The 22,120-nt window shown below is 65.2% G+C and carries 16 protein-coding genes, 1 pseudogene and 4 riboswitches; of the genes and pseudogenes, 12 read left to right on the top strand and 5 right to left on the bottom strand.

Annotated elements, in window-relative coordinates:
• The first annotated feature begins 13 nt into the window (after nucleotides 1-13).
• The 5 genes from zorA to GGR48_RS00930 all read left to right on the top strand — a co-directional run bounded on the left by zorA (nucleotide 14) and on the right by GGR48_RS00930 (nucleotide 8,096).
• The gene (gene zorA / locus GGR48_RS00950; RefSeq protein ID WP_183949941.1) at nucleotides 14-1,984 is read left to right on the top strand and encodes an anti-phage ZorAB system protein ZorA; all 1,971 of its coding nucleotides are present in this window, start codon (nucleotides 14-16) and stop codon (nucleotides 1,982-1,984) included.
• A gap of 5 nt (nucleotides 1,985-1,989) precedes the next feature.
• Nucleotides 1,990-2,706 carry an OmpA/MotB family protein gene (locus tag GGR48_RS00945; RefSeq protein ID WP_183949939.1) on the top strand — a complete coding sequence of 239 codons (717 nt, stop codon included), beginning with the start codon at nucleotides 1,990-1,992 and terminating at the stop codon, nucleotides 2,704-2,706.
• Nucleotides 2,694-4,460, top strand: coding sequence for an EH signature domain-containing protein (locus GGR48_RS00940; RefSeq protein ID WP_183949937.1), 1,767 nt, complete (start codon nucleotides 2,694-2,696; stop codon nucleotides 4,458-4,460). The genes GGR48_RS00945 and GGR48_RS00940 overlap by 13 nt, the downstream gene beginning before the upstream one ends.
• The gene (locus GGR48_RS00935) at nucleotides 4,457-7,675 is read left to right on the top strand and encodes a DEAD/DEAH box helicase (RefSeq protein WP_206362532.1); all 3,219 of its coding nucleotides are present in this window, start codon (nucleotides 4,457-4,459) and stop codon (nucleotides 7,673-7,675) included. The genes GGR48_RS00940 and GGR48_RS00935 overlap by 4 nt, the downstream gene beginning before the upstream one ends.
• Nucleotides 7,676-7,742: 67 nt before the next feature.
• Nucleotides 7,743-8,096 carry a hypothetical protein gene (locus tag GGR48_RS00930; RefSeq protein WP_183949933.1) on the top strand — a complete coding sequence of 118 codons (354 nt, stop codon included), beginning with the start codon at nucleotides 7,743-7,745 and terminating at the stop codon, nucleotides 8,094-8,096.
• A 563-nt stretch (nucleotides 8,097-8,659) separates the two neighbouring features.
• Here GGR48_RS00930 and GGR48_RS18040 read toward each other — a convergent pair.
• From GGR48_RS18040 to GGR48_RS00920, 3 genes and pseudogenes are all read right to left on the bottom strand, one after another.
• A complete protein-coding gene (locus GGR48_RS18040) occupies nucleotides 8,660-9,031 on the bottom strand; it encodes a hypothetical protein (protein ID WP_240456227.1) in 372 nt (123 codons plus the stop codon).
• A gap of 140 nt (nucleotides 9,032-9,171) precedes the next feature.
• Nucleotides 9,172-9,345 (bottom strand): annotated as a pseudogene (locus GGR48_RS18035) (hypothetical protein); the annotation flags it as partial.
• A gap of 209 nt (nucleotides 9,346-9,554) precedes the next feature.
• A complete protein-coding gene (locus GGR48_RS00920; protein ID WP_183949931.1) occupies nucleotides 9,555-10,280 on the bottom strand; it encodes a hypothetical protein in 726 nt (241 codons plus the stop codon).
• Nucleotides 10,281-10,457: 177 nt separating this feature from the next.
• On the opposite strand from GGR48_RS00920, the gene GGR48_RS00915 reads away from it, so the two are divergent.
• Nucleotides 10,458-10,754 (top strand): ArsR/SmtB family transcription factor, encoded by a 297-nt coding sequence (locus GGR48_RS00915; RefSeq protein WP_183949929.1) that lies wholly within the window; start codon nucleotides 10,458-10,460, stop codon nucleotides 10,752-10,754.
• A 155-nt stretch (nucleotides 10,755-10,909) separates the two neighbouring features.
• A riboswitch (cobalamin riboswitch) is annotated at nucleotides 10,910-11,147 on the top strand.
• 170 nt (nucleotides 11,148-11,317) lie between these two features.
• Nucleotides 11,318-13,360, top strand: coding sequence for a TonB-dependent receptor (locus GGR48_RS00910; RefSeq protein WP_183949928.1), 2,043 nt, complete (start codon nucleotides 11,318-11,320; stop codon nucleotides 13,358-13,360).
• Nucleotides 13,361-13,422: 62 nt separating this feature from the next.
• On the opposite strand, the gene GGR48_RS00905 is transcribed toward GGR48_RS00910, so the two are convergent.
• Entirely contained in the window at nucleotides 13,423-14,451 is a 1,029-nt protein-coding gene (locus tag GGR48_RS00905) for a methionine synthase (RefSeq protein ID WP_183949926.1), read from the bottom strand.
• A gap of 29 nt (nucleotides 14,452-14,480) precedes the next feature.
• Nucleotides 14,481-15,464, bottom strand: a complete 984-nt coding sequence (locus GGR48_RS00900; protein WP_183949924.1) for a DUF1852 domain-containing protein — start codon at nucleotides 15,462-15,464, stop codon at nucleotides 14,481-14,483.
• Nucleotides 15,465-15,590: 126 nt separating this feature from the next.
• Nucleotides 15,591-15,812: riboswitch (cobalamin riboswitch) on the bottom strand.
• Nucleotides 15,813-15,958: 146 nt separating this feature from the next.
• Nucleotides 15,959-16,158: riboswitch (cobalamin riboswitch) on the top strand.
• Between the two features lie 147 nt (nucleotides 16,159-16,305).
• Between GGR48_RS00900 and GGR48_RS00895 the strand changes: the two genes are divergently transcribed.
• The 5 genes from GGR48_RS00895 to GGR48_RS00875 all read left to right on the top strand — a co-directional run bounded on the left by GGR48_RS00895 (nucleotide 16,306) and on the right by GGR48_RS00875 (nucleotide 22,107).
• Nucleotides 16,306-17,037 carry an acyl-CoA thioesterase gene (locus GGR48_RS00895; protein WP_183949922.1) on the top strand — a complete coding sequence of 244 codons (732 nt, stop codon included), beginning with the start codon at nucleotides 16,306-16,308 and terminating at the stop codon, nucleotides 17,035-17,037.
• Nucleotides 17,038-17,115: 78 nt separating this feature from the next.
• A riboswitch (cobalamin riboswitch) is annotated at nucleotides 17,116-17,338 on the top strand.
• A gap of 182 nt (nucleotides 17,339-17,520) precedes the next feature.
• Nucleotides 17,521-19,470 carry a TonB-dependent receptor plug domain-containing protein gene (locus tag GGR48_RS00890; protein WP_183949920.1) on the top strand — a complete coding sequence of 650 codons (1,950 nt, stop codon included), beginning with the start codon at nucleotides 17,521-17,523 and terminating at the stop codon, nucleotides 19,468-19,470.
• 80 nt (nucleotides 19,471-19,550) lie between these two features.
• Nucleotides 19,551-20,363, top strand: a complete 813-nt coding sequence (locus tag GGR48_RS00885) for an ABC transporter substrate-binding protein (protein ID WP_183949918.1) — start codon at nucleotides 19,551-19,553, stop codon at nucleotides 20,361-20,363.
• The gene (locus GGR48_RS00880; protein WP_183949916.1) at nucleotides 20,360-21,343 is read left to right on the top strand and encodes an iron chelate uptake ABC transporter family permease subunit; all 984 of its coding nucleotides are present in this window, start codon (nucleotides 20,360-20,362) and stop codon (nucleotides 21,341-21,343) included. The genes GGR48_RS00885 and GGR48_RS00880 overlap by 4 nt, the downstream gene beginning before the upstream one ends.
• A complete protein-coding gene (locus GGR48_RS00875) occupies nucleotides 21,340-22,107 on the top strand; it encodes an ABC transporter ATP-binding protein (protein ID WP_183949914.1) in 768 nt (255 codons plus the stop codon). The genes GGR48_RS00880 and GGR48_RS00875 overlap by 4 nt, the downstream gene beginning before the upstream one ends.
• The last annotated feature ends 13 nt before the right edge of the window (nucleotides 22,108-22,120 follow it).

The following is a 22,120-nucleotide window of genomic DNA, read 5'->3' as shown; positions in this document are numbered from 1 at the left end:
TTCCACGAAGATCATGCTGAACGGTTTTCCAGTCGTGCCGGTTATCGTCGGGTTGTTCCTGCTCGGGTTCGCCGCGGCATTCGTGCGCTGGTTCCTGGTTCCCGCCCGCAAGCTCGACAGGGTGCTCGACGACATCAACGCGCGGCTCGACTCGGAAAGAGCCGCGGGCGGAATCGAGCTCACCGGATGCTTCGCGGACGACGAGAAGATCCTGTCGATCTGGAGAGAATTCAAGGAGACCCTTCACGTCCAGAAGGAACTCGATCCGACGACGGGCGAGATGAAGGTCAAGGCGGTGCGCTCGACCGTACCGGCCGAAGCGTACCTTTCCACACATGCCGTGGTCGACGCGCGAGTGCACACGGAATTCTTCAAGCACCTGCCCGGCATCTTCACGGGCATCGGCATCATCGGCACCTTCTCCGGACTGCTGACCGGGCTGCGGACGTTCCAGATCTCCGAAGACTCCGGGGTCGTCCGCAACAGCCTGACGTCACTCCTCCATGGAGTGAGCGAGGCGTTCTTCGTGTCAGCCGCCGCCATCCTCCTCGCGATGATCGCGACCGTGCTGGAGAAGTACCTTCTCAACCGACTCTACGGAAAGCTTGCCCGTCTCGCCCACACGGTGGATGAGACCTACATCGCTGGCGCCGGCGAGGAGTATCTCGCTCGCTTGGTCAGCTCCTCGGAGGAGTCGGCCAGCCAGACGCGCATTCTGAAGGATGCGCTCGTCTCAGATCTCAAGGAGATCCTCACCGATCTCGCCGAGCGTCAGATCGAGGCGACGAACACACGTTCCAGCGAACTCGGCGCGTCCATCGCGGGCGCCCTCACCGACGCTCTCAAGACGCCGCTCGATCAGATCGCGGGAGCCGTCGGCCAGGTGAGCCAGGATCAGTCCTCTGCGGTGACGAGCCTGCTGACGGACGTTCTGGCCAGCTTCAGCGAGCGGCTCGAGAAGATGTTCGGAAGCCAGCTCTCCGGCATCGGCGACATGCAGCAGCGCACTGTCGACGCGATGCAGACCGCCGTCGCCAAATTGCAGGAGCTGACCGACAACGTGGAGGCGGCCGGGACGCGAACCACGGACGCGATGGCGACGAGGATCGAGGAGAGCGTCAAGGCGATCGAGGCGCGGCAGGCGGCGACCACCGACGAGCTTCGGGCGGTCTTGGGAGAGATCCGCTCGACGACGGGCACCATGCAGGCCGAAACGCAGGAGCGCCTCCAGGCCATGCTGACGGAGATGGGCGAACGGATGACCGAGGCCGTGACGGCCTTCGAACGCCAAGCGGCCGAACGCAGCCGCCTGGCATCCGAGGAGGACAGCCGCCGCGTCGAGCAGACCGTTGGTCATGTCGGTCGCATGCGCGACTCCGTCGACGGTCTGTCGTCGGGCGTGGCGGAGCTGCTCGAGGCATCGAAGGAGATGGCCTCGCGCGTCGAGCGCGCGACCCACGACGCATTCGTACGTCTGAACGGCGGAGCGGACACGCTGCTCGCTGCGGCGAGCCGGTTCGAGGCATCCGGCAAGGATGCGGCGAGCAGCTTCGACCGTGTGGCGGGCGTGACGAGCGGCCTCGCCGAGGCCGCTGGCAGCGTCGCGGGAGCGGCACGCGGTCTCGACGGCGTGGTTGCCGATCACCGGGCGGCGCGCGACTCCGTCGCCGCGATGGTCGAAAGCCTGCGCGGAACCGTCGAGGCGGCGTCTAGGGAGGCCTCGATCACCGCGGACGTGCTTGGACGCATCGAGGGCGCGTCGCAGAAGCTCGCCGCCGCTCAGGCCGAAGCCGACGGCTTCCTCGACGAGGTCGCCGAGGTAATCGAGCAGTCCCACCTGAAGTTCGCGGAGGGGATGAAGGGGACCGTGGTCGAAGCGAACCGCCAGTTCCACAAGGAGCTCACGTCCGCGACCGGGCTTCTCAAGGAAGCGATCCAGGAGCTCGAATCCGCGGTGACCCCCGCCACGCGGCACGCGGCCTGAGCTAAATGTTCGGTCAGCGAGCCTGGACGCCCACGCGGGCGCGGGAGGAGGGGGAGAGGCCGTTCTGGATCTCCTTCGCCGACCTCATGACGGCCCTCATGGTCCTGTTCCTCCTCGTCATGAGCGTGGCACTGCTCGCCGTGACGAAAACCATAACCGAAAGGGAGCGCCTCGAGACCGAACGACAGACGGCGATCGAACGCCTGCTCGGCCGGATCGAGACGGCGGCCCAACGGGAGAAGGGCATCCACGTCGACCGGGGTCGCGCGGTGATCGACTTCGGGGATCGTGCACGCTTTGACACCTCGAGCAACACCCTCAGCCCGGATCAGGAGCGGCTGCTGCGGGCGTTCGTGCCGCAGGTGCTCTCGATTGCGCGGGACGAGGGTGGCCGTCGCTGGCTGAAGCGCATCGTGGTCGAGGGCTTCACCGACCGCCGGGGCAGCTACCTGTACAACCTCAATCTGAGCCTCCAGCGCAGCCAACGCGTGCTGTGCGCGCTCATGGCCCCGCCCACCCCAGGCGAGCGGCCGATGGGACGTGACGAGCTCGAGGAGATCCGCCGCCTCTTCCTGGTGGGCGGATACTCGTCCAACTCGGCCAAGGATTCGCTCGACGCCTCCCGGCGCATCGAGCTTCGGCTCGAGTTCTTCGGCGTCGAGGAGCCGTCGCGCTCCGCCACGCAAGCGTTCGAAGGGGATTTCGGCGCATGCGCGCTCTGAGTCGCCGCGCCGCCCGGATGCGAGACCGGATGGCTGCGGCTGCGGCGTCCATCCTCGGCGGGATGCCGGAGCCTGACCTCACCGACATCAGGGCGGAGGTCCGGGCGCTTCGCGCGCTCGTCGGCGGCGCCGGCGCGGCTTCGGGCGGCTCCCTGGATCGCATCGGCGCGGCCGTCGCCTCGTTCCGGGAGACCGGTCGACTGCCGGACACCCGGAACGCGCGGCTGGTCTGCTGGGGGACCAGGATCGCGACCCCGTCGCAGCCGGCGCTGCTCGACGATGGCGATCGCTTCGCCCCGTTCCTCGACGAGGTCGACGGCTACAGAACCTTCCCCCGTCCCTACCGCAGCTGCTGGCGCGGGCTCCTCGACGGGTACCTACGCTACGATCCCGACAAGGCGGCGAAGACTGGCCGAAGCAACTGGAGCCTGCTGCGCGAGTATCTGAACGACAATCTATCCGGCCTCGAGCGGCGCGGACAGCCGCCCGATTGGCTTGCGGTGGTCGACGAGCATGCGAACATCCTCACGGAGGATCCGTGCGGTCGCTACGGGGCTGAGCTCGTCGAGGATACAGACGACCCCCTGAAGCCGCTTCGTCGCGAATTGTCGGCAGGCGACTCGTCCTGGCTGGTACGCCGAATCTTCGAAGCCCAGATCGCGGCCGCGGTCGGATTCGACGACCGGCGGCTGCGCCGTTCGCTGCCGCGCGTGCTGGAGCTCATCGACGCGCACCCCCTTCTCGCCGACGCAGCGCTTGCGCGCGTCCTGGATCGCTACGCGAACGTGGACCCGCTGGAGATCGAACCTCGGCTGCGCGATGCCTCCGTGTCGCGATGGGGCAATCCATGGCTCGGCTGGAACGACAAGAAGTGGACGCTTGTCAGGCCCGAAACCCGCCAGATGGTATCATCCTGGCTCAAGCTGCGCCTGATCGAGGCGTTCTTCGGACTGCTGTCCGAGGACAAGGCGAACGACCAGCGCCGCATCGCGTTCTGGAAGAAGCAGGTCGACGACATCCAGGACATGTACTTCGCGCTTGGTGAGACAGCGTACAATGACCCGAGGCCCGACTTCCGTGCCCTGCATCAGGAGATGAGGGGGCGCCTCCTCAAGCTGGAGAACGGCGGCGGCGCGCGCAACAACGCCTTCATCATGCGCATCGGTGGGCACGTCTTCGTGGAGTTCGGAGAGAAGGGTAACGCCATGTTCGCCTTCGACGGCGAGCAGCTTCCCTTCGATCTCTCCCGCCGAAGCATCTCCGGCAACCGGAGCGCCCTGAAGCACCCCTCGAACGTGGCGCGGGTCATCCACATGGACAGCGCGGGAGAGAGCTGGGAGCGGAAGATCGAACGCGAGCTGAGGAGGCTCAGCGCGCGGGCCCCAGCCGCCACGGCTCCTTCGCAGGGTTCCGGATCACCGCCCTCCCCCGCCGCGCTATCGTCGGCGTCCGCCCCGGCCCGCGGCGCATTGACGTCGTCATGGTCCACGGCGCAAGCCACGACGCCAGCCTGGTTGGCCGACGCGTCGATCCGTCGACCGATGGCCGGGGCGACAACGCCAGCACCCTCGCCGGTGCCAACGGACGACCCCTCGGCGTTCCTCCGGGCCCGAGGCATCAGATCGATCGATCTGCGTGACCGCGGCGGTGCGCTCTGGGCGTACACGGGCAAGAACGATCCGGCATCCACCGAGCTGGCGCGTCGGGGCTTCGCCTGGGCTGAGCGCAAGAAGGCATGGTGGCTCAAGTCATGATCTGGCGACGAGGCGGCAGGATCGCGCCCGCGCCCGCGCCGGCGGAGATATCGCGCATCGTGATTGACGATCTGGGCCTAGTGGTCACCGGGTCGGCACACCCGGAGAAGGGCACGATCGTGACGGCTCTGATGGAGCAGCTCGCCGACGAAAACCTCGCCGAGCGGTTGGACGACGGCCATCGGCTTCCATGGCGTCAGCTGTATCTGCTCCTCGAAGACGAGGAGGCGAAGGCGGAACTCTCCGTACTCGGCCTCCCTCCCATGACCTACGCGACGCCAAGGCTGGTCAGTCGCGGCTCACTGACCGATGCCTCGTTCGTCGTCGCCATCGACGATTGGCTCGATGGCGACAGGCGATCCCTACCGTCGGCCGAGCTTCGTGGCGGCATCCTCGACGTGGGCGGAAAACCGAACCTCCTCGATCCTGCGGTGTGGCGCCTGATCGAACGCGTTCGCTCCTTCGCCAGACGACCGGAAGTCGAACGCGGCGAGGCTACGCAGCGCAGCGCCTGGGGCGCGATCAGATCGGATGCACTCGCCGCTGGCGCCGCGCTCGACGACTTCCTGTTCAGAAGCGTAGTCCTCACGCCGGAGCGGTTGCAGATGGCGCTGCGGCGCTCGACCGACCTTGGTCTGGTCGAGATCGAACCCTGGTTCGAGGGCGCCCCGACCGACTGGCTTCGAGCCTTCGATCGGTCGGCCCAGGTGCGCGACCGATACGATCTGCCGACCGCCGAGGGCGTCGTTCAGGTGATCGTGTCGCCTCAGGTCGCGACCGTCCTGCGCGAGATCAAGCGGATGCCCGGCCGCAGGATCGCAGGCGCACGTGCACAGGCCTTCCTGCTCAATCCGACCGCGGCGCTCGGCCCGGATGCCGCGGAGGTGGTCGACGCGGCGCAGTTCGAGGCGGCGCGCGAAGAGGCGGGCATCTCCTTCGACCGCTTCGCCGCCATCACTCCCGATCTTCGCGAGGGCTCGGGCATCGGACTCCTGGTGACTTCCGGCTATGGCGAGGAACTCGCGACCGAGGAGCTCTGGCTGGAAGACGACGACGTCCGCGAGTTCGTGACGCTCGTTCGCACGAACATCGAACGCGGCCTGCAACTCTGCTCGTGGGACGGATACGAGTTCGAACTGGATGGCGACAGCGCACTCCACTGCGATGCGTTGATGTCGGCGTTGGGCAGGCGCGGTGCCGACCTGATCAGCCACGGCGAGATCTACGATCTCGCCGGCTATTCGGATCGGGTAGAGGGCATAGGGCAGGAGAAATCTTTCTACTCGCCCCACGTCGCCCGCAAAAAGAACGACGAGGGCTGGTTCCCGGAAAATCTGGTTCCCGTCGTGGGCTGGACCGATCCGGCGACTGGCCAACCCGAATTCCTACCTCTGACTGACGATCTCGCAGCCGAGTTGAAGACCGGGGTGGAAGCAGCCGTCCTAAACCAAGTCGACGTCGTGCCCTTGACGGGTTGTCCGCGACCGATACCCCTTCAGGAGGCGCAGGCGATTGTGTCCGCGTTCCGCCGCGCGGAGGATGCCGCCGCGAGCGGCGGACTCGATCCCACGAAGAGCGCACCTCGCGGCCCGAAGCCGACCTTGATCCTGAAGAGCAACATCGGCCAGGTCGACTATCGCGAGGAGCGGCTCGCTGCTCTCAGCGAGCCGGTCGGTGCCCCCCGCCTCCCCGAGCGCCTGCGCCCCGGCGTCGAGCTGAAGGAGCATCAGCTCGCCGGCCTCGCGTGGATGCAGCATCTCCTCGCGCTCGCTCCCGACCGCTGCCGCGGAGCTCTGCTCGCCGACGACATGGGCCTCGGCAAGACGTTGCAAATCCTCTCACTGATAGCGCGTGCGCGCGAGGAGGATCCCTCCATGCCGCCCGCCCTGGTGGTGGCGCCCCTCTCCCTTCTGGAGAACTGGCGCGAGGAGGCGGGCAAGTTCCTGAAGGATGGCACACTTTGCATCCTCACCGCTTACGGCGAGGATCTCGCGTCGCTCCGCGTGGACCGCGCGTTGGTGGACGAGCAGCTCAGACGTGAAGGTCTCGTCCGGTTCCTCCGGCCGGACTGGCGAGGTGATGCGGACCTGGTGCTCACCACATACGAGACGCTTCGCGATCTCGAGTTCTCGTTCGCGCGGGAGCAGTGGTCGGTTATGGTCTGCGACGAGGCGCAGAAGATCAAGAATCCCAATGCCGCCATGACCCGCGCGGCGAAGAAGCAGCAGGCACGGTTCAGGATCGCGTGCACGGGCACGCCGGTAGAGAACAGTCTGGTGGATCTGTGGTGCCTGTTCGATTTCGTCCAACCCGGGCTGCTGGGTGCCCTGAACGAGTTCGGCGCAACCTACCGTCGCCCGATCGAGGCGGACGGGCCCGACGATAGGACGAAGGTGGAGGAGCTGCGGGCCCTCGTCGCGCCTCAGCTGCTGAGACGAATGAAGTCGGAGGTCGCCGCCGACCTCAAGAGCAAGGTCGTGGACGAGCCGAGCCGACTGCTTCCGATGAGCCCTTTCCAACGCGGCCTCTACGTCGGAGCGATAGATTCCTTCCGGCGTGAGCAGCGCCCGGGGGCACATCTCGCTCTTCTGCATCGTCTGCGGATGCTCTGCTCCGAGCCCACCGGCGGTCAAGCCTCGTTTCCTCCCCTGGAGGACTGCAGGACGAGATCACCGAAGCTGGACTGGCTCGTCTCGACGCTCGAGAAAATACGTCGACGGGACGAGAAGGCGATCGTCTTCTGCGAGTTCAAGGACATACAGCGCCTGCTCCGCCACTACGTCAGGATCACGTTCGCCATTCCTGTCGATGTCATTAACGGAGACACGTCGGCCGCCGCCGGGGCTGCGGACGGGCGGCAGGCCCGCATCAGGGCATTCCAAGAACGGCCCGGCTTCGGGGTGATCATCCTGTCGCCCGTGGCCGTCGGCTTCGGCGTGAACATGCAGGCGGCGAACCATGTGGTCCATTTCACGAGGACGTGGAACCCCGCCAAGGAGGACCAGGCCACCGATCGAGCCTACCGCATCGGTCAGACCAAGGACGTGTTCGTCTACTATCCGACCGTGTGCGCACCGGACTTCAAGACGTTCGACGTCAAGCTGGACGAACTCCTCGAGCGAAAGCGTGCGCTCGCCGGTGACATGCTGAACGGCTCCGGGGAGATCGGCGCTCGCGACTTCGATGTGGATGAACTGCGCCCCGACGACGTGTAGCCGCACCGGCAAGTGTGCCGCCTTTTACCGGCAAGAAAGTTTCCATTGGAACGGATTAAGGGTAAGCGTGTCCAGCAAGCTGCCTTGCGGCATCTTCGGTGCGATCCTGTTTATCGGCCTCGCTCTTGCCCGCGCACTCTTCTCCGGAATCCACGAACAACGCGAAGGCTTCTGCGGCCAACAGGCTGCCTCTCAAATCGTCTCGGCATACAATTTGTTCGCGCTCGAAGACGGTGGGACTCATTCTTCGGGAGGCTTGGCGGATGACGACGCCCTCTTCTCGAAGGGGTATCTCGAAAATGGAATCGCGTGGGCATATGTCGGGTCGAAACCATATCTGATGGATTGTCTCGGCTCGGGGAAGAACGGTCCTAGTCAACCCAAGGCGGTCGCGATCGTGATGGGCAGGAGTACGGAATAGAGAGCCGTGTGGGAAGCCGTGGAAAGGCAAACCAGACTGATATCAAGCAGTCAGCCCTTCAACGATTCGACCCGGCCATTTGCCATAGGAGATCCCATCGGTAACGCTGATGCGAGTTCAGCGGAGATGATTACGTCACCTTCATGAAACTGTAGCCACCCTAGAATCGCCATGACCGTTGATGTGTTTCCATTGGATTACCCGGTGATTACCGGCCCAGTCGGACGCTTCCTCAAACGCCGTCCTGACAGGGGCATTTGCCTCAAATGCGTAGAAGGCGTCCAGATCAGCAAGGAAGTTCGTGCTTTCGGACAGGAATAGGGTTCAGGTAGAGTTTCATTTCGGAACTTTCGTTTGGCGCGGCGGGCGGACCACTTCGCATCTCGGACGGTGATTTACACCGGGGTTGGCGGGACGCCTGTCACGCAGAGGACAGCACCAGTCGACTGCCAGCCAAGCCGCATCCGCCCATTCCTCGGCTGATAGCATCGGTTGACGACCAATCGCTCGAAAACTGCCGTGCCCATGTCCTTCTGCTCGCCTGAACCACTCTCCAAGCGCTGTCAGCGCGCAGAGTACCTCTGAGTCCAGTCGATGCTCCGGAACCGGGGTTTACCCTCGCCGGCGTAGACTTCGACGACGCACCATCCGTATTCTTCGTCGAAGTTCGCATGCGCCACCTCCCGCCACCAGTGGCGCTTCGCTGCATCCCATCGATAGCCGCGCGCCTTCAGTCGGTCCTTGGCATGGAACGGGGCTCGGGAGGCCTCGACGATCCAGCCCGCTCGCGCGCCGGTGCCGATGGCTTCCGCCAGTACCGTCCGCTCCTGTCCGATAGGCGCATGGTCAAGCAGGTGGAGCAGTGCGGTGACGTCCGCATCGGCCCGATGTGCCTCGTAGAACCAGCCGACCTGCGAGAGGAGGTGGGACAGCACTCGCCCCCGAAGCCCCTCAACCGCCAGTCCACGTCGCGCATGCTGCAGATCCACGGACGGCCGGCCACCGCCGGCAGACGGGCCTCGACGAACGGACGGTCGAAGCCCGCGTTGTGTGCCACGACAAAGTCCGCATCCAGGATCAGGCACGTCGCCTCCGCATCGCAGATGCGGCGGCCTGCGACTGCCGCGTCGGTGACTCCGGTCAATGCGGTGATCTCGGGCGGAATGGCCATCCCCGGATCCTCCAGCCACCGGAAGGATGGCCCGACGTCCAGGATTCGTCCGTGCTCGTCCGCCTGGAATCGCTGCATCGCGAGCTCGATCACCGCATGCTCCCGGTGATCGAGGCCCGTCGTCTCGACGTCGAGAGCACAGCCGCAGACAGTCTTGCTCGATCGTCCGTAGGATCCGCCGAAACGGACCATCGGACGCATGCGGCGGAGAACCCGGAAGTCCGGGTGACCGTCAACGATCTCAGCGAGCGCATCCGCGCTGGCGGCATCCAAGATCGATACAGGGCTCATGCGGCGAACCGCTGCCTGATCGAGACGCTCAAACCCTTTGCCAACGCGGAGGCCGGGTCGCTCGCGACCTGCACGAGCATGTCCGTGAGGGCGGACGAGACGAGCGCCTCGACCAGCGGCAGGCTCGGATCGAAGCCCTCCACGATCTCGATCGCACCGGCGAGCGCATCGCCGTGCCGCGCACGCAGCCGCGCTTCTGCCTCGACGCGATCGTCAGCCACGACGGCATCGAAGGCCTGCACCTCGTCCGACTCGGATCGGCCGACCAGCAGCGACGTCCACAACTGCGGGCGACGCGCATCGTCGGCCGAACCGGACGGGGCAGACGCTTCCACCCGGTCCTCGTCGAACGCATGGTCGTCGCCATCGTCTTCACCAAGCGCGTCGATCTCGTCCGGATCGGCGTCCAGACCGATCGACAGTCCGTGGAGAAGGATCGCGCGGAGACAGTCATCGCGATCAAGGCAGCCGTCGAGAGCGGAACGACCATCGAACAGCCTCCGAGGGGCCAGCATCCACGCCATCGGATCGACGTCGATCCGCTCCCGCGCGAACCGCGTCGCAGTCTCGGTCGCGACCAGCGCCATGCGCAGGAGACTGCGCCTGGTCATCACGACCAGCGCGTCGTCATGGGCATCCTGTTCGAGGGGGTCTTCGTACAGGAGGCCGAACGTGTCCTGTTCCGCGATCGAGACGTTCTTTCCGATGATGTCCATCTGCATGTCCGAGTTCCTGCCGCCAGCATGTACCGTCGTGGGGTCCGGAGGCGGACGCGCCGGACAGGAACATACATAACGACCCGTTAACTTTAATTCAATGGATCTTGCATCATTTTTAATTGATGCGATTTCTAATGATTTAACGTTGCTTCATTGGCTTCACCCACATACATACGAGTGATGCACCAGACTGAAGCCCTGACGACCCTGAGTGCGCTGGCCCAGGCAACCCGGCTCAAGGTGCTCGTCATCCTCACTGGGCTGGCCGATCCGGGGATGGCATCGAGCGACATCGCCGATGCGGTCGGCGTGCCCCGGCACCTGATGAGTGCCCATCTCGCCGTGCTGAGCAAAGCAGGCCTCGTGGACACGCTAAAGACTGGTCGTACGGTGACATATACGGTCCGGCGGAACGTGCTCCGAGAGCTTGCGGATTATCTTGCCGGGATGGCCGACAGCCCAGGAACGTCGTCATAACGCTCTGAAGGAGCACCGCGGCCCCACTTGTTTCGACAGTCACCGTCTTCAAGGGAGACAGGTTCTCGACCGGGCAATTTCGACATCATGGGCCTGTCTTGCAGAACAGCAATCTCACGCGTACGCGCAAACTGCCGCGTCGGGCTATCTCCGGCAAAGGCAATGATCGCGCTGGTGCCCTGAGAGGGGTTTAAAAGGGAACACGGTAAGGGAGGCAATCTCCCCCAAGCCGAGGCTGTCCCTGCAACTGTAAGCGGCGAGCGAGACGTACAGCGCATCTTCCTCGCAAGGTGCAGCCACTGGATCGGCCGCCACATCGGCCACGATCCGGGAAGGCCGTATGTCGAGCAACGACCCGTGAGCCAGGAGACCTGCCAGCGTCTGGTCGCTCTTGCTTTGGTCCAGGGGATGGTCGGGGCACGGTTCTTCCGTCTGAGCGACGAACGAGCGGCGGGGGCCGCATCGGTTCGTGTCGGGGGCGTCTGCGTCCGCCCGTCGACACGCGCCGACCGTTCGCAGCGGACGCTCCTGCCCAAAGTCGCTTGGCGCATGGGGGGACGAACATGACGGTTTTGAAATTACGCGCAGGGTTACTCGGATGCGCAGCGGTAATCATCGCGTGCAGCGCCACGCCCGCAGTCGCGCAGACCAAAGATGCGGACGCCGGATGGACACAGGCTTCAGCCGACGAGGTCGTCGTCTTCGGTCGGGGCGAGGCAAAGATCGGGGTAGCGCACGCGGCGAGTGAAGGTACCGTTGCCGGTGCCGACCTGCTGGTTCGACCGCTGCTTCGCGTCGCCGAACTGCTCGAAGCGGTCCCAGGGATGGTCGCCGCGCAGCACTCCGGAAGCGGCAAGGCGAACCAGTATTTCCTGCGCGGCTTCAACCTCGACCACGGCTCCGACTTCACGACCTATATCGATGGCGTCCAGATGAACCTGCGGACGCATGGTCATGGACAGGGCTATCTCGATCTGAACGGGCTGATCCCCGAGATCGTCGCGCGCGAGGACTTTCGCAAAGGGCCGTACCGCGCCGATGGCGGCGATTTCGCACTGGCGGGTGCCGCCTACATGACCACGATCGATGGCTATGCCCGGCCCTGGATGTCGGTCGAGGGCGGCTCCTACGGCTATGGCCGGATAGCGGCGGGCGGCACGATCGACGATGTCGGGTCAGGCAAGCTAACGCTGGTGGCGCAGGCCAAGGTCTATGACGGACCATGGCAGGAACCCGAGCATCTGCGTCACGCATCGGGGTTCGCAAAATACATCGCTCCCGCCGGTGCGGGCCAGGTCGAAGCGTCGCTCACCGCCTATCGCGCGACCTGGCGTCCGACCGAGCAGATCCCCGAGCGGATCATCGGCACGGCGCTGTGCAAGGACGTGTTTTGCTCGCCCGATCCGACGGCGCGGGGTGAAACGACGCGGCTCGTCGGCAACGTCGCGGTGCGCCAGCCCGACTGGCACGCCAATGTCTATGGTCAGTTCTACGACTGGTCGATGTATTCCAATCCGACCTACACCGACCCGGACGGCACCAGTGCGCAGATCCGCCAGTTCGACAGACGATGGATCGTCGGCGCGCGGGGAGAAAAACGCTGGACGCTCGGGCCTGCGCTTGCCGTGTCGATCGGCACCGAGGAACGCTATGACCATATCGGAAGCGTAGGCGTCTATCGCACGAGCGCGCGGTCGCTCCTGTCGTCGCTGGGGCGGTATCACGTCGAGGAGGCATCGGCTGCCCTTTACGGCGACATGACGTGGACACCGATCAATGGCCTGCGCCTGATAGGCGGGGTCCGAGGGGACTATTATCATTACACCGTACGCGCGCGCGACGAAGCGGCTGCGATCGCAGGCCAAGGCAGCGGAGACGACGCAATCCTGTCGCCCAAGGCATCGGTGGCCTATTCGCCGACCGATCGCCTCGAATTCTATGCCAATTGGGGACGTGGCTTTCACTCGAACGACGTGCGAGGCGCGGTCAATGTCGAGACTCCGGTGCCTGTGCTGGTGCGCGGGGACGGTCGTGAACTCGGCGCGCGCTGGCAGTTGTCCGGCTTTTCGCTGACTGCGACCTATTGGTGGCTCGATGTGGGCAGTGAACTCCGCTTCGTGGGCGACTCCAACGCGGTGGAGCCGACGGGCGCCAGCAAGCGGCGCGGCTATGAGCTGGTCGCGTTCTGGCGACCGAAGCCTTGGCTTGCGCTAGATGGAAACTACACGGCGAGCCGGTCACGCTATGACAATGGCGACCGCATTCCCAATGCCTTTGAGAACGCGGCATCGGCGGGCATCGCGCTGGTGCTCGATCCGTGGGAGGCGAGCGTCCGCGTACGGCACCTCGGCCCCTATCCGTTGATCGAGGACAACAGCGTTCGCGACTCCGGGAGCACGGTCGTCAACGTCCGTGCCGCCCGCAAGATCGGTCGGTTCGAGGTGTATGGCGAAGTGCTCAACATCCTGAACAGCCGCGACAAGGACATCGCCTATTTCTACGAGTCCTATATCCCCGCCTTCGATACAGCGGGACCGACCAATGGACGGTTGAGCCGCGTGGTCGAGCCACGAACCTTGCGTCTGGGTACCAGAGTCAATTTCTAACACGGTCGAGCGGATCGCCAGCCGGGGACACGTCCCACGCTGGCGATCCAACACCGCCGTGGTCAGCCGAGTATCTCTTGTCGCACGATTTCCGCGCCAGCACCCAGCGCTTTTAGCTTGCCCCGTGCGACGTCGCGCGACAGCGGCGCCATTCCGCAGTTGGTAGCGGGCAAGAGCTTGTCGGCATCGACGAAGCGCAGCGCGTTGCGCAGCGTGTCGGCGACCTGCTCCGGCGTCTCGATCGTGTCCGTCGCGACGTCGATCGCGCCGACCATCACCTTCTTGCCGCGGATCAGCTCAATCAGGTCCATCGGCACGCGCGAGTTCTGGCATTCGAGCGATATGATATCGATCTTCGACCTCTGGAGGTTGGGGAAGGTCTGCTCATACTGGCGCCATTCGGAACCGAGCGTCTTCTTCCAGTCGGTATTGGCCTTGATGCCATAACCGTAGCAGATGTGGACGGCGGTCTCGGCCTTCAGTCCCTCGGCCGCGCGCTCCAGCGTGGCGATGCCCCAGTCGTTCGCCTCGTCGAAAAACACGTTGAAGGCGGGCTCGTCGAACTGGATGATGTCGACCCCGGCGGCCTCCAGCTCGCGTGCTTCCTCGTTGAGGATGCGGGCGAACTCCCATGCCAGCTTCTCGCGGCTCCGGTAATGCGCGTCGTACAGGGTGTCGATCATTGTCATCGGCCCGGGCAGCGTCCACTTGATGGGCTGATCGGTCTGCGCGCGCAGAAAACAGGCGTCGTCGACGAAGACCGACTTCGGGCGCGAGACGGCGCCGACGACCGTCGGCACGCTGGCGTCATAGCGGTTGCGAATGCGCACCGTTTCGCGCTTCTCGAAATCGACGCCGTCCAGATGCTCGATGAACGTCGTGACGAAATGCTGGCGGGTCTGCTCGCCGTCCCCCAGGATGTCGATGCCAGCCTGCCGCTGATCGTCGACCGCCAGGCGCAGCGCGTCTTGCTTGCCCGCGACAAGTTCCTCGCCTTCCAGCTTCCAAGGCGACCACAGGGTCTCGGGCTGAGCCAGCCAGGATGGCTTGGGCAGGCTGCCCGCGGTCGTCGTCGGCAACAATGTCGTCATGATGCAAATACCTGTCGTGTGAGTGGGGATCAGAGGCCGCAGGTCGCGGACCAGCGCTGAAGCGCGGGCCAGTGCGGCTTGATGAAATGCTCTTCGGCAAATTTGCCCTGCTCGATGGCGAGGCGGCTGCGCTCCTCACGATCGTAGACGATGCGGGTCAGCGAATAGTCCTGATACCTTAGGCTCGGCTGATAATGCTCCGCCGCGACCGAGTTCGCGTTGTAGATTTCCGGGCGATAGATCTTCTGGAACGTCTCCATCGTCGCGATGGTGCTGGCGAGTTCGAGGTTGGTGTAGTCGCTGACCAGATCGCCGGTGTGGTAGAAGGCGAACGGCGCGACGCTGTGCGGCGGCATGAAATACCGCACCTTCATGCCCATCTTCGCGAAATACTGATCGGTGGGCGAGAATTTGTCGTTGCGATACTCGACGCCCAGGATCGGATGCACGTTGGCGGTCCGGTGATAGACCTCCTTGCTCGACACGCTGAGGCAGATGACCGGGGGCTTGCGGAAGTGGTCGCGGTAGGCGCTCGACGCGAGGAAGTGCTTGAACAGGTTGCCGTGCAGGTCGCCGAACCCCTCCGGCGTGCCGCCACCCCCTGCCTCCAGGTGATCGGGCAGGACGACGCTGAAGTCGTAATCGCGGACATAGGACGAGAAGTTGTTGCCGACCATGCCGTCGGACCGCTCGCCGCTGATCCGGTCGGTGACGGTCGTGTGCAGGATCTCGATCAGTGGAAACGCTTCGTCGTTCGCGCCGTCGCCGAGCGTGAGCGCGGCCGAGACGATCTTCAGCTCTAGCGTGTAGCGATCACCCTTGGGATTATCCCAGTGCATCAGCGCGTTGAAGCGGTGGTCGATCATCACCAGGGTGTTGCGCAAATTCTCCTGCCGGCTGTCCCCGCGCGCAAGATTGGCGAAGTTGGTGGTGATCCGCGTGTTGTCGGCCGGACGATAATCCTCGTCGAACGGGATACTACTGATCGAGAATGTGAACCCGCTATTCGTCATGACTCAACCCTGGCTTTGCGGGCGGGAGGTCAGGCGAAAGCGCGCAAGGCATGAACGGGCCCGGATGGCGGCAAGCCACGGACCGTCGCATCAAGCGCGATCCACCGGAGGAACCCCCGTCCGAGGAACGTTATCGCGTCGAAGGCAGGTCTCCTGGCTCACGGGTCAACGCGGTGGCTCCGGCCTTCCCAGGCTCCTTGCGGGAACCCAGTGACACGAAATGGAGCCGCCGCTCGCCGCTTACAGTTGCGGGGGCAGCGCCGGATTCTGCCCCGAAGGACACCACCGGCTTCCCGTCTTAGCCCCATCGCCATGCCTGGGATGGAGAACCTCGACACCACCCTTCAACACCATCGGTTCGATGGTGTCAACATTCATATAAAGATATCTTTATATCTTGATTTCATACCAAACACATTCGTGATCGCGATGACGTCGACCATGCCATGCGCTGCCGGAAACTGCCTAATCTTGACCTGAAGCGACGTTTTCTGCGACCCCGGCACGGTCAAGGTTCCTTCGCCGGATGGTCGAAGGCTAAGACGGGAAATCGGTTCGATGCCGATGCTGCCCCCGCAACTGTAAGCGGCGAGTCAAAATTCCCTCGTGTGCCACTGGCGCTTCGGCGCTGGGAAGGCCGGGATTTCGACGACGACCCGCGAGCCAGGAGACCTGCCTTCGACGCCATAACGACCACCGGCGGGGTGCCCGGTCTGGCCGCTGCGTTGCTGCGGGGGAGGTGTGCCTCTCTCGCTGGTCGCTGGCGTCTGGATGCCCTCGCGAATGATTGAGGACCAGGATGCCACAGGACTATCGCAGCACTCCCATCCAGCTGATCGACATGGTCTTTCCCGGTGACGCCAACCACCACGGCACGCTGTTCGGCGGTGTGGCCCTGGCGCATATGGACAAGGTCGCCTTTCTCGCAGCCTCACGTCATGGCCGAGCTGCCTTCGTCACGGCCTCTTCGGAGAAGATCGATTTCGCGGCGCCAGCCCGGATCGGCGACATGGTCGAGGTGACGGGCCGGGTCGTGCGGGTGGGGCGGAAGTCGCTCGACGTCGAGGTCGAACTGATCGCGGAGGCACCGGTATCAGGCGAACGACGGCTGTGTACGCGGGGCCTATTCACGCTTGTCGCGGTCGGGACCGACGACCCCTTGCCCCCGATGGTGGAGATGGTCCCGCAGGATGCGGCGGCGCCCTTTCGGATGGTCGACATGATCTTCCCGAACCAGACCAACCATTACGGCACCCTCTATGGTGGCGACGCGCTTCGCATGATGGGCAAGGCGGCCTTCATCGCCTCCACCCGCCATGCCCGGGCGGTGATGGTCATGGCGGCCTCGGACCGGATCGACTTCCGTTCGCCCATCCGGGAAGGCGAGATGGTCGAACTGACCGCCGAGGTGCGCATGACCGGGCGGAGTTCCGTGCGCATCGGTGTGGACCTCTCTGCCGAAGATCTGATCACCGGCGAAAGGCGGCACGCCGCAACCGCGCTGTTCACGATGGTGGGCGTCGACGCAGACGGCCGCCCTCAGGCTTTCGGGGAAGAAGTCACGCCAGGCTGATCCCCAGCGGCCAGATTCAGGTCAACTTGGCCAAGCGATCAAATGCGGATACAGACCGTCCGTCGACCCGGCCAACCGGGACGACAGATCGCGCCGGTTCCCCGAGAGGGGATGAAAACGGGAATGCGGTACGGGCGGTCTGATGTCGCCCCGATCCGCAGCTGTCCCTGCAACTGTGAGCGGCGAGCGAGATGCGCATGCACCGGCCGAAAGCGCCGGGCAGCCACTGGGGAAACCTGGGAAGGCGCGCACCGAGCGATGACCCGCGAGCCAGGAGACCTGCCGGCGTGGGTCGCTCAATGCCTGGGTCCAGGGAATGGCCACGGCACGGAAACTTCCGTTCGAGCGACGAAAGCTGCGCGGCCCGGGGCCGCAGACAGTCGTGTGATGCCGGGCACCGCGTTCGCTCGCTCGTCGCACGCTGGCGTCCGCACGCGTGGACGGCCCCGCCACGTCTTCTGACTCGACGCGGGGGGACTATCAATGACCAAGACGTTCGTATCGCTGTTGGCGCTCACCTTGTCCGGGACGATCGCTGCGCCCGCAACGGCACAGAGCAACCCGACGGTGCCGACCAAGGATGATGCCGGAAACGACATTGTCGTCACCGCCTCGCGCTCGGGTGACGGCACGGAGGTGAAGAACCTGCCCGCCTCGGTGACGCTCATCAGCAACGAGGATATGCAGGAACGGCAGACGCGCATCGTGTCCGACGTGCTGCGCGACGTGCCCGGCGTCGCGGTCAGTCGGACGGGCGCGATCGGCGGCCTGACCCAGATTCGCATTCGCGGCAGCGAGGGGAACCATGTTCTCGTCCTGATCGACGGCATCAAGGCCTCCGACCCCTATTATGGCGAATATGACTTCGGCACCCTGATCGCCGACGAAGCAGCGAAGGTCGAGGTGCTGCGCGGACAGCAGTCCTCGCTCTACGGGTCGGATGCGATCGGCGGCGTCATCCAGTATATCACGCTGACCGGCCGCGAAGCGCCGGGCTTCTCGGCGCGGGCCGAGGGCGGATCGTTCGGCACATTCTCCGGCGGTGCGCGGGCCGCGGGCTTCACGGACACATTCGACTATGCCCTGTCCGGCTCGCTCTACAGGACCGACGGCACTCCGACGGCGCGTGGCGGAATCCGCGACATCGGATCGACCAGCGTCGGAGCCAGCGGCAAGGTCACCTGGACGCCGTCCGACATCTTCAAGATCACCGGCGTCGGTCGCTACAGCAACACCGCCGCCGACACGAACAACAGCGAGATCGATCCCGCCAGCCCGCTGTTCGGCTACACCGTCGACCGCCCCGGCGTGCGGTTCGTCAACGAAGCCTTTTACGGCCTGACCCGTGCCGAACTGGCGCTGGCGGACGGTCGCTGGACCAGCGCGCTGACAGGTCAGTTCGCCGACACGACGCGGCGCGGCTACAACGCCCAGGGCTTCGACTATGGCGACAAGGGGCGGCGCTACAAGGGTACGTTCGAGACCAGCTATCGCTTCGGCACCGAGCGCGTCGTCAACCGGGTGACCGGCGCGGTCGATTTCGAGCGTGAGGAATTCCAGAACACGACGCCGTCGTCCTTCGCCTTCCAGGGGCGACGCTCGACCGACAATTGGGGCTTTGTCGGCCAGTATGAACTGACCGTCGACAACGCCTTTTCGGCGGGCGCCAGCATCCGCCGCGACGAAAATAACCGCTTTGCCGATACGACCACCTGGCGCGCGCAGGCGGGCTACCGCCTGCCCTTCGGCCTGCGGGTGCGTGGCGCCTATGGCACCGGCGTCAAGAACCCCGGCTATTTCGAGCTCTATGGCTATTCCGATGGTCGCTATATCGGCAATCCGAACCTGCGCCCCGAGAAGTCGGAAGGTTGGGAGGCGGGCGTCGACCAGGACTTCGCCGGGGGCAAGGCGACGATCGGCGCGACCTATTTCGATAGCCAGCTCGAAGACGAGATCTACACGGCCTATCCTGCCCCGAGCTTCATCGCGACGCCCTCGAACCGGACGACCAAGTCGCGGCAGCACGGCGTCGAGGCGTTCGTGTCGGCGCGACCCATCCCGCAGATCAAGTTCGACCTCGCATACACCTATCTTCATGCCCGCGAAAACGGGCTGGAGGAGGTCCGCCGCCCGAAGCACGTCGCCAGCCTCAACACCACGGTGTTCAGCACCGATCAGCGGTTCAGCGGCACACTGACGGTGCGGTATAACGGGCGCAACACCGACGTCGCCTATACCGACCCGAGCTATGTGCCGGTCCGCGTGTCGATGCAGGAGTTCGTCCTCGTGAACCTGAACGCCGACTATAAGCTGACCAACCGGATCTCGGTATTTGGTCGCGTCGAGAACCTGTTCGACGAACGCTATGAGGAGGTGTTCAGCTTCGCAACCCCAGGGCGGGCCGCCTATGGCGGCGTTCGGGTTCGCTTCTGATGCGGTTTCGGCCGATCCTGCTGTCGCTGGTGGCCTCCCTTGCGATGGGTGGTTGCAGCGGGGGCGGATCGGCCGTTCCCGTGGCGACGCGACATCCGCTGGCGGTGATGAGCATGAACCAGTGCACCGATCAGCTCGTCCTGGCGCTGCTGCCACCCGAGCGGATCGCCTCGGTCAGTTGGTTGTCGCGCGACCCAGGCGGCTCGGTCATGGCCACCGAGGCCAAGCGGGTCGGCGTCAACCATGGCTTGGCCGAAGAGGTGCTGGCGCAGAAGCCGGATCTGGTGATCGCCGGCACCTCCACGACACCCGCCCTGCGCGGCATGTTGAAGCGCCTGGGCTATCCGATGATCGAGGTCGACCATGCGAGCAGCATCGACGACATCCGCCGGATTACCCGGCAGGTGGCCGCCGCGGTGGACGAGCGCGCGAGGGGGGAGGCGCTGATCGCCCGGATGGATGCTCAGCTTGCGGACCTCGCGCGTGATCCCGGTCCCCCGATCCGGGTGGTCGCCTGGGATCGCTCCGGCTTCGCGGCCGGGGAGGGAACGCTGTATGACACCATCCTTCGGGCGGCGGGCGCGCGCAATCTGGTCCGCGAACCGATGACCCTCAGCTATCGCAAGCCCGATGTCGAGGTCCTGCTGAAGGCGGACCCGACGATGCTGGTCCAGGGGTCGGCGGCCTCCGAAGGGCCGGGATTGGGGGACGATGTCCTGCAGCACCGCGTGGTGCGCCGCATCTGGGGGCATCGCATCCTGCCCATGGCCCAGGCCTATTATGTCTGCGGCACGCCGATGATCGGCGACGCCGCGATCCGGCTGCGCGACCAGCTCCGCGCCGACACGAAACGGACGGGTCCCGCACGCCCCATCGAGGAGACGATACAGTGAACCGATGGCTGGTACCGGGACTGATCCTCCTGCTGCTCGCCCTGTCTGGCACCTCGCTGCTGGCGGGCACCATCTGGCTGTCGCCCGGACGGACGCTGGCCGCGCTGCTCGACCCAAGTCCGGATCTGGCCCAGCTGGTCATCGTCGAGGTACGACTGCCCCGGCTTGTCCTCGCGCTGCTCGTCGGTGGCATATTGGGGCTTTCGGGTGCGGTGCTGCAGGGTCTGTTGCGCAACCCGCTGGCCGAGCCGGGTCTGCTGGGCGTGTCGTCGGGGGCCTCGTTGGGAGCCGTCATTGCCATCTATTACGGCTTTGCCGCCACCTTCGCCCTGGCGACACCGCTCTTCGGTTTGGCCGGGGCACTGGTCACGATCGGCGTCGCGTTGCTGCTGTCGCGGAGCGGTGGCACGCTGTCGCTGATCCTGGCCGGGGTCGCGGTGTCCACGATCGCATCGGCGGGGGTGACACTGGCGCTGAACCTCGCACCCAATCCGTTCGCGGCCTATGAGATCATGACCTGGCTGATGGGTTCGCTCAGCGACCGCAGCTGGGATCACGTCCTGCTGGCGGGGCCGTTCATCCTCGTCGGAGCCGCCATGCTTCTATGCACGGGACGCGGGCTCGACGCTCATGCGCTGGGCGAGCGGCAGGCCGAAAGCCTTGGCGTCGACCTGAGTGGGGTCCGTCTCCTGGCACTGTTCGGAACGGCACTGGGTGTCGGTGCGGCGACGGCGGTGACGGGCGCGATCGGCTTCGTCGGCCTGATCGCGCCGCACCTGGTCCGCGGCTTTGTCGGCCATCGTCCGGGCGGAACGCTGATACCGGCGACCCTGGCGGGAGCCGCCATCATACTGGCCGCCGACATCGCGACCCGCGTTCTGCGCTTCGGTCCAGACATCAAGCTCGGCGTGTTCGTGTCGGTCATCGGCGCGCCGTTCTTCCTCTGGCTTGTCCTTCACGTGCGGAGGACGGTGGCATGACCATGGTCTCGGTCGAAGACGTCACCGTCAGGCGCGGACGTCGCACCGTCCTCGATGCGGCCAGTGTTCAGTTCGGCGCGGGTCGGCTGGCCGTGGTCATTGGTCCGAACGGGGCGGGCAAATCGACGCTGCTCGACGTGGCGGCGGGGCTGCTGCCGCCAGGTACAGGACGGGTGCTGCTCGACGGGCAGTCGCTTTCCTCGCTATCGAGGCGGGAATTGGCGAAGCGCCGCGCCTACCTGCCCCAGAGCCCCCAGGTCGACTGGGCGATCAGCGTCGAGCGCGTCGTGGCGCTTGGCCTGACCGCGCATCTCCCGGCTTTTGGCGGCCTTCCGGCGACATGGCGAGAAAGGATCGACCTCGCACTTGATCGCTTTGATCTTGTCGATCTGCGCGACCGGCCTGCCACGCAACTCTCGGGCGGCGAACTCGCCCGGGTGATGCTGGCGCGCGCGACGGTCGGCGACCCCGCGCTGCTGATCGTCGACGAACCCACCGCCGGTCTCGATCCGCGCCATGCGCTCGATGCGGCGCGTCGGCTCAGGACATTGGCTGATGGGGGATGCGCCGTGATCGTGGCGCTCCATGATCTCGACCTTGCCGCGCGGATCGCGGACGACGTCGTTGCCATGAAGAACGGCAGGATCGAAGCCCACGGCCTCGCCGAGACCGTGCTGACCGACCCGATTCTGAGCGATCTGTACGACATCGAGGCGCGGGTTTCCCGAACTGCCGATGGCGCCACGATCCGTTTCCACGCCTGACCGGAGCATCGAC

It is taken from the genome of Sphingomonas pseudosanguinis (assembly GCF_014196255.1).
In the GTDB taxonomy this organism is placed as follows: Bacteria; Pseudomonadota; Alphaproteobacteria; order Sphingomonadales; family Sphingomonadaceae; genus Sphingomonas; species Sphingomonas pseudosanguinis.
The sequence above is the reverse complement of the archived record's forward strand: the minus strand, read 5'-3'. Positions and strand labels throughout refer to the sequence as shown.

Coding starts and splice junctions, on each gene's coding strand:
- GGR48_RS00905 (WP_183949926.1), bottom strand. CDS start 14,451: ATGACGACATTGTTGCCGACGACGACCGCGGGCAGCCTGCCCAAGCCA.
- GGR48_RS00875 (WP_183949914.1), top strand. CDS start 21,340: ATGACCATGGTCTCGGTCGAAGACGTCACCGTCAGGCGCGGACGTCGC.
- GGR48_RS00935 (WP_206362532.1), top strand. CDS start 4,457: ATGATCTGGCGACGAGGCGGCAGGATCGCGCCCGCGCCCGCGCCGGCG.
- zorA (WP_183949941.1), top strand. CDS start 14: ATGCTGAACGGTTTTCCAGTCGTGCCGGTTATCGTCGGGTTGTTCCTG.
- GGR48_RS00940 (WP_183949937.1), top strand. CDS start 2,694: ATGCGCGCTCTGAGTCGCCGCGCCGCCCGGATGCGAGACCGGATGGCT.
- GGR48_RS00945 (WP_183949939.1), top strand. CDS start 1,990: ATGTTCGGTCAGCGAGCCTGGACGCCCACGCGGGCGCGGGAGGAGGGG.
- GGR48_RS00895 (WP_183949922.1), top strand. CDS start 16,306: ATGGTCTTTCCCGGTGACGCCAACCACCACGGCACGCTGTTCGGCGGT.
- GGR48_RS00890 (WP_183949920.1), top strand. CDS start 17,521: ATGACCAAGACGTTCGTATCGCTGTTGGCGCTCACCTTGTCCGGGACG.
- GGR48_RS00900 (WP_183949924.1), bottom strand. CDS start 15,464: ATGACGAATAGCGGGTTCACATTCTCGATCAGTAGTATCCCGTTCGAC.
- GGR48_RS00920 (WP_183949931.1), bottom strand. CDS start 10,280: ATGCAGATGGACATCATCGGAAAGAACGTCTCGATCGCGGAACAGGAC.
- GGR48_RS00915 (WP_183949929.1), top strand. CDS start 10,458: ATGCACCAGACTGAAGCCCTGACGACCCTGAGTGCGCTGGCCCAGGCA.
- GGR48_RS00910 (WP_183949928.1), top strand. CDS start 11,318: ATGACGGTTTTGAAATTACGCGCAGGGTTACTCGGATGCGCAGCGGTA.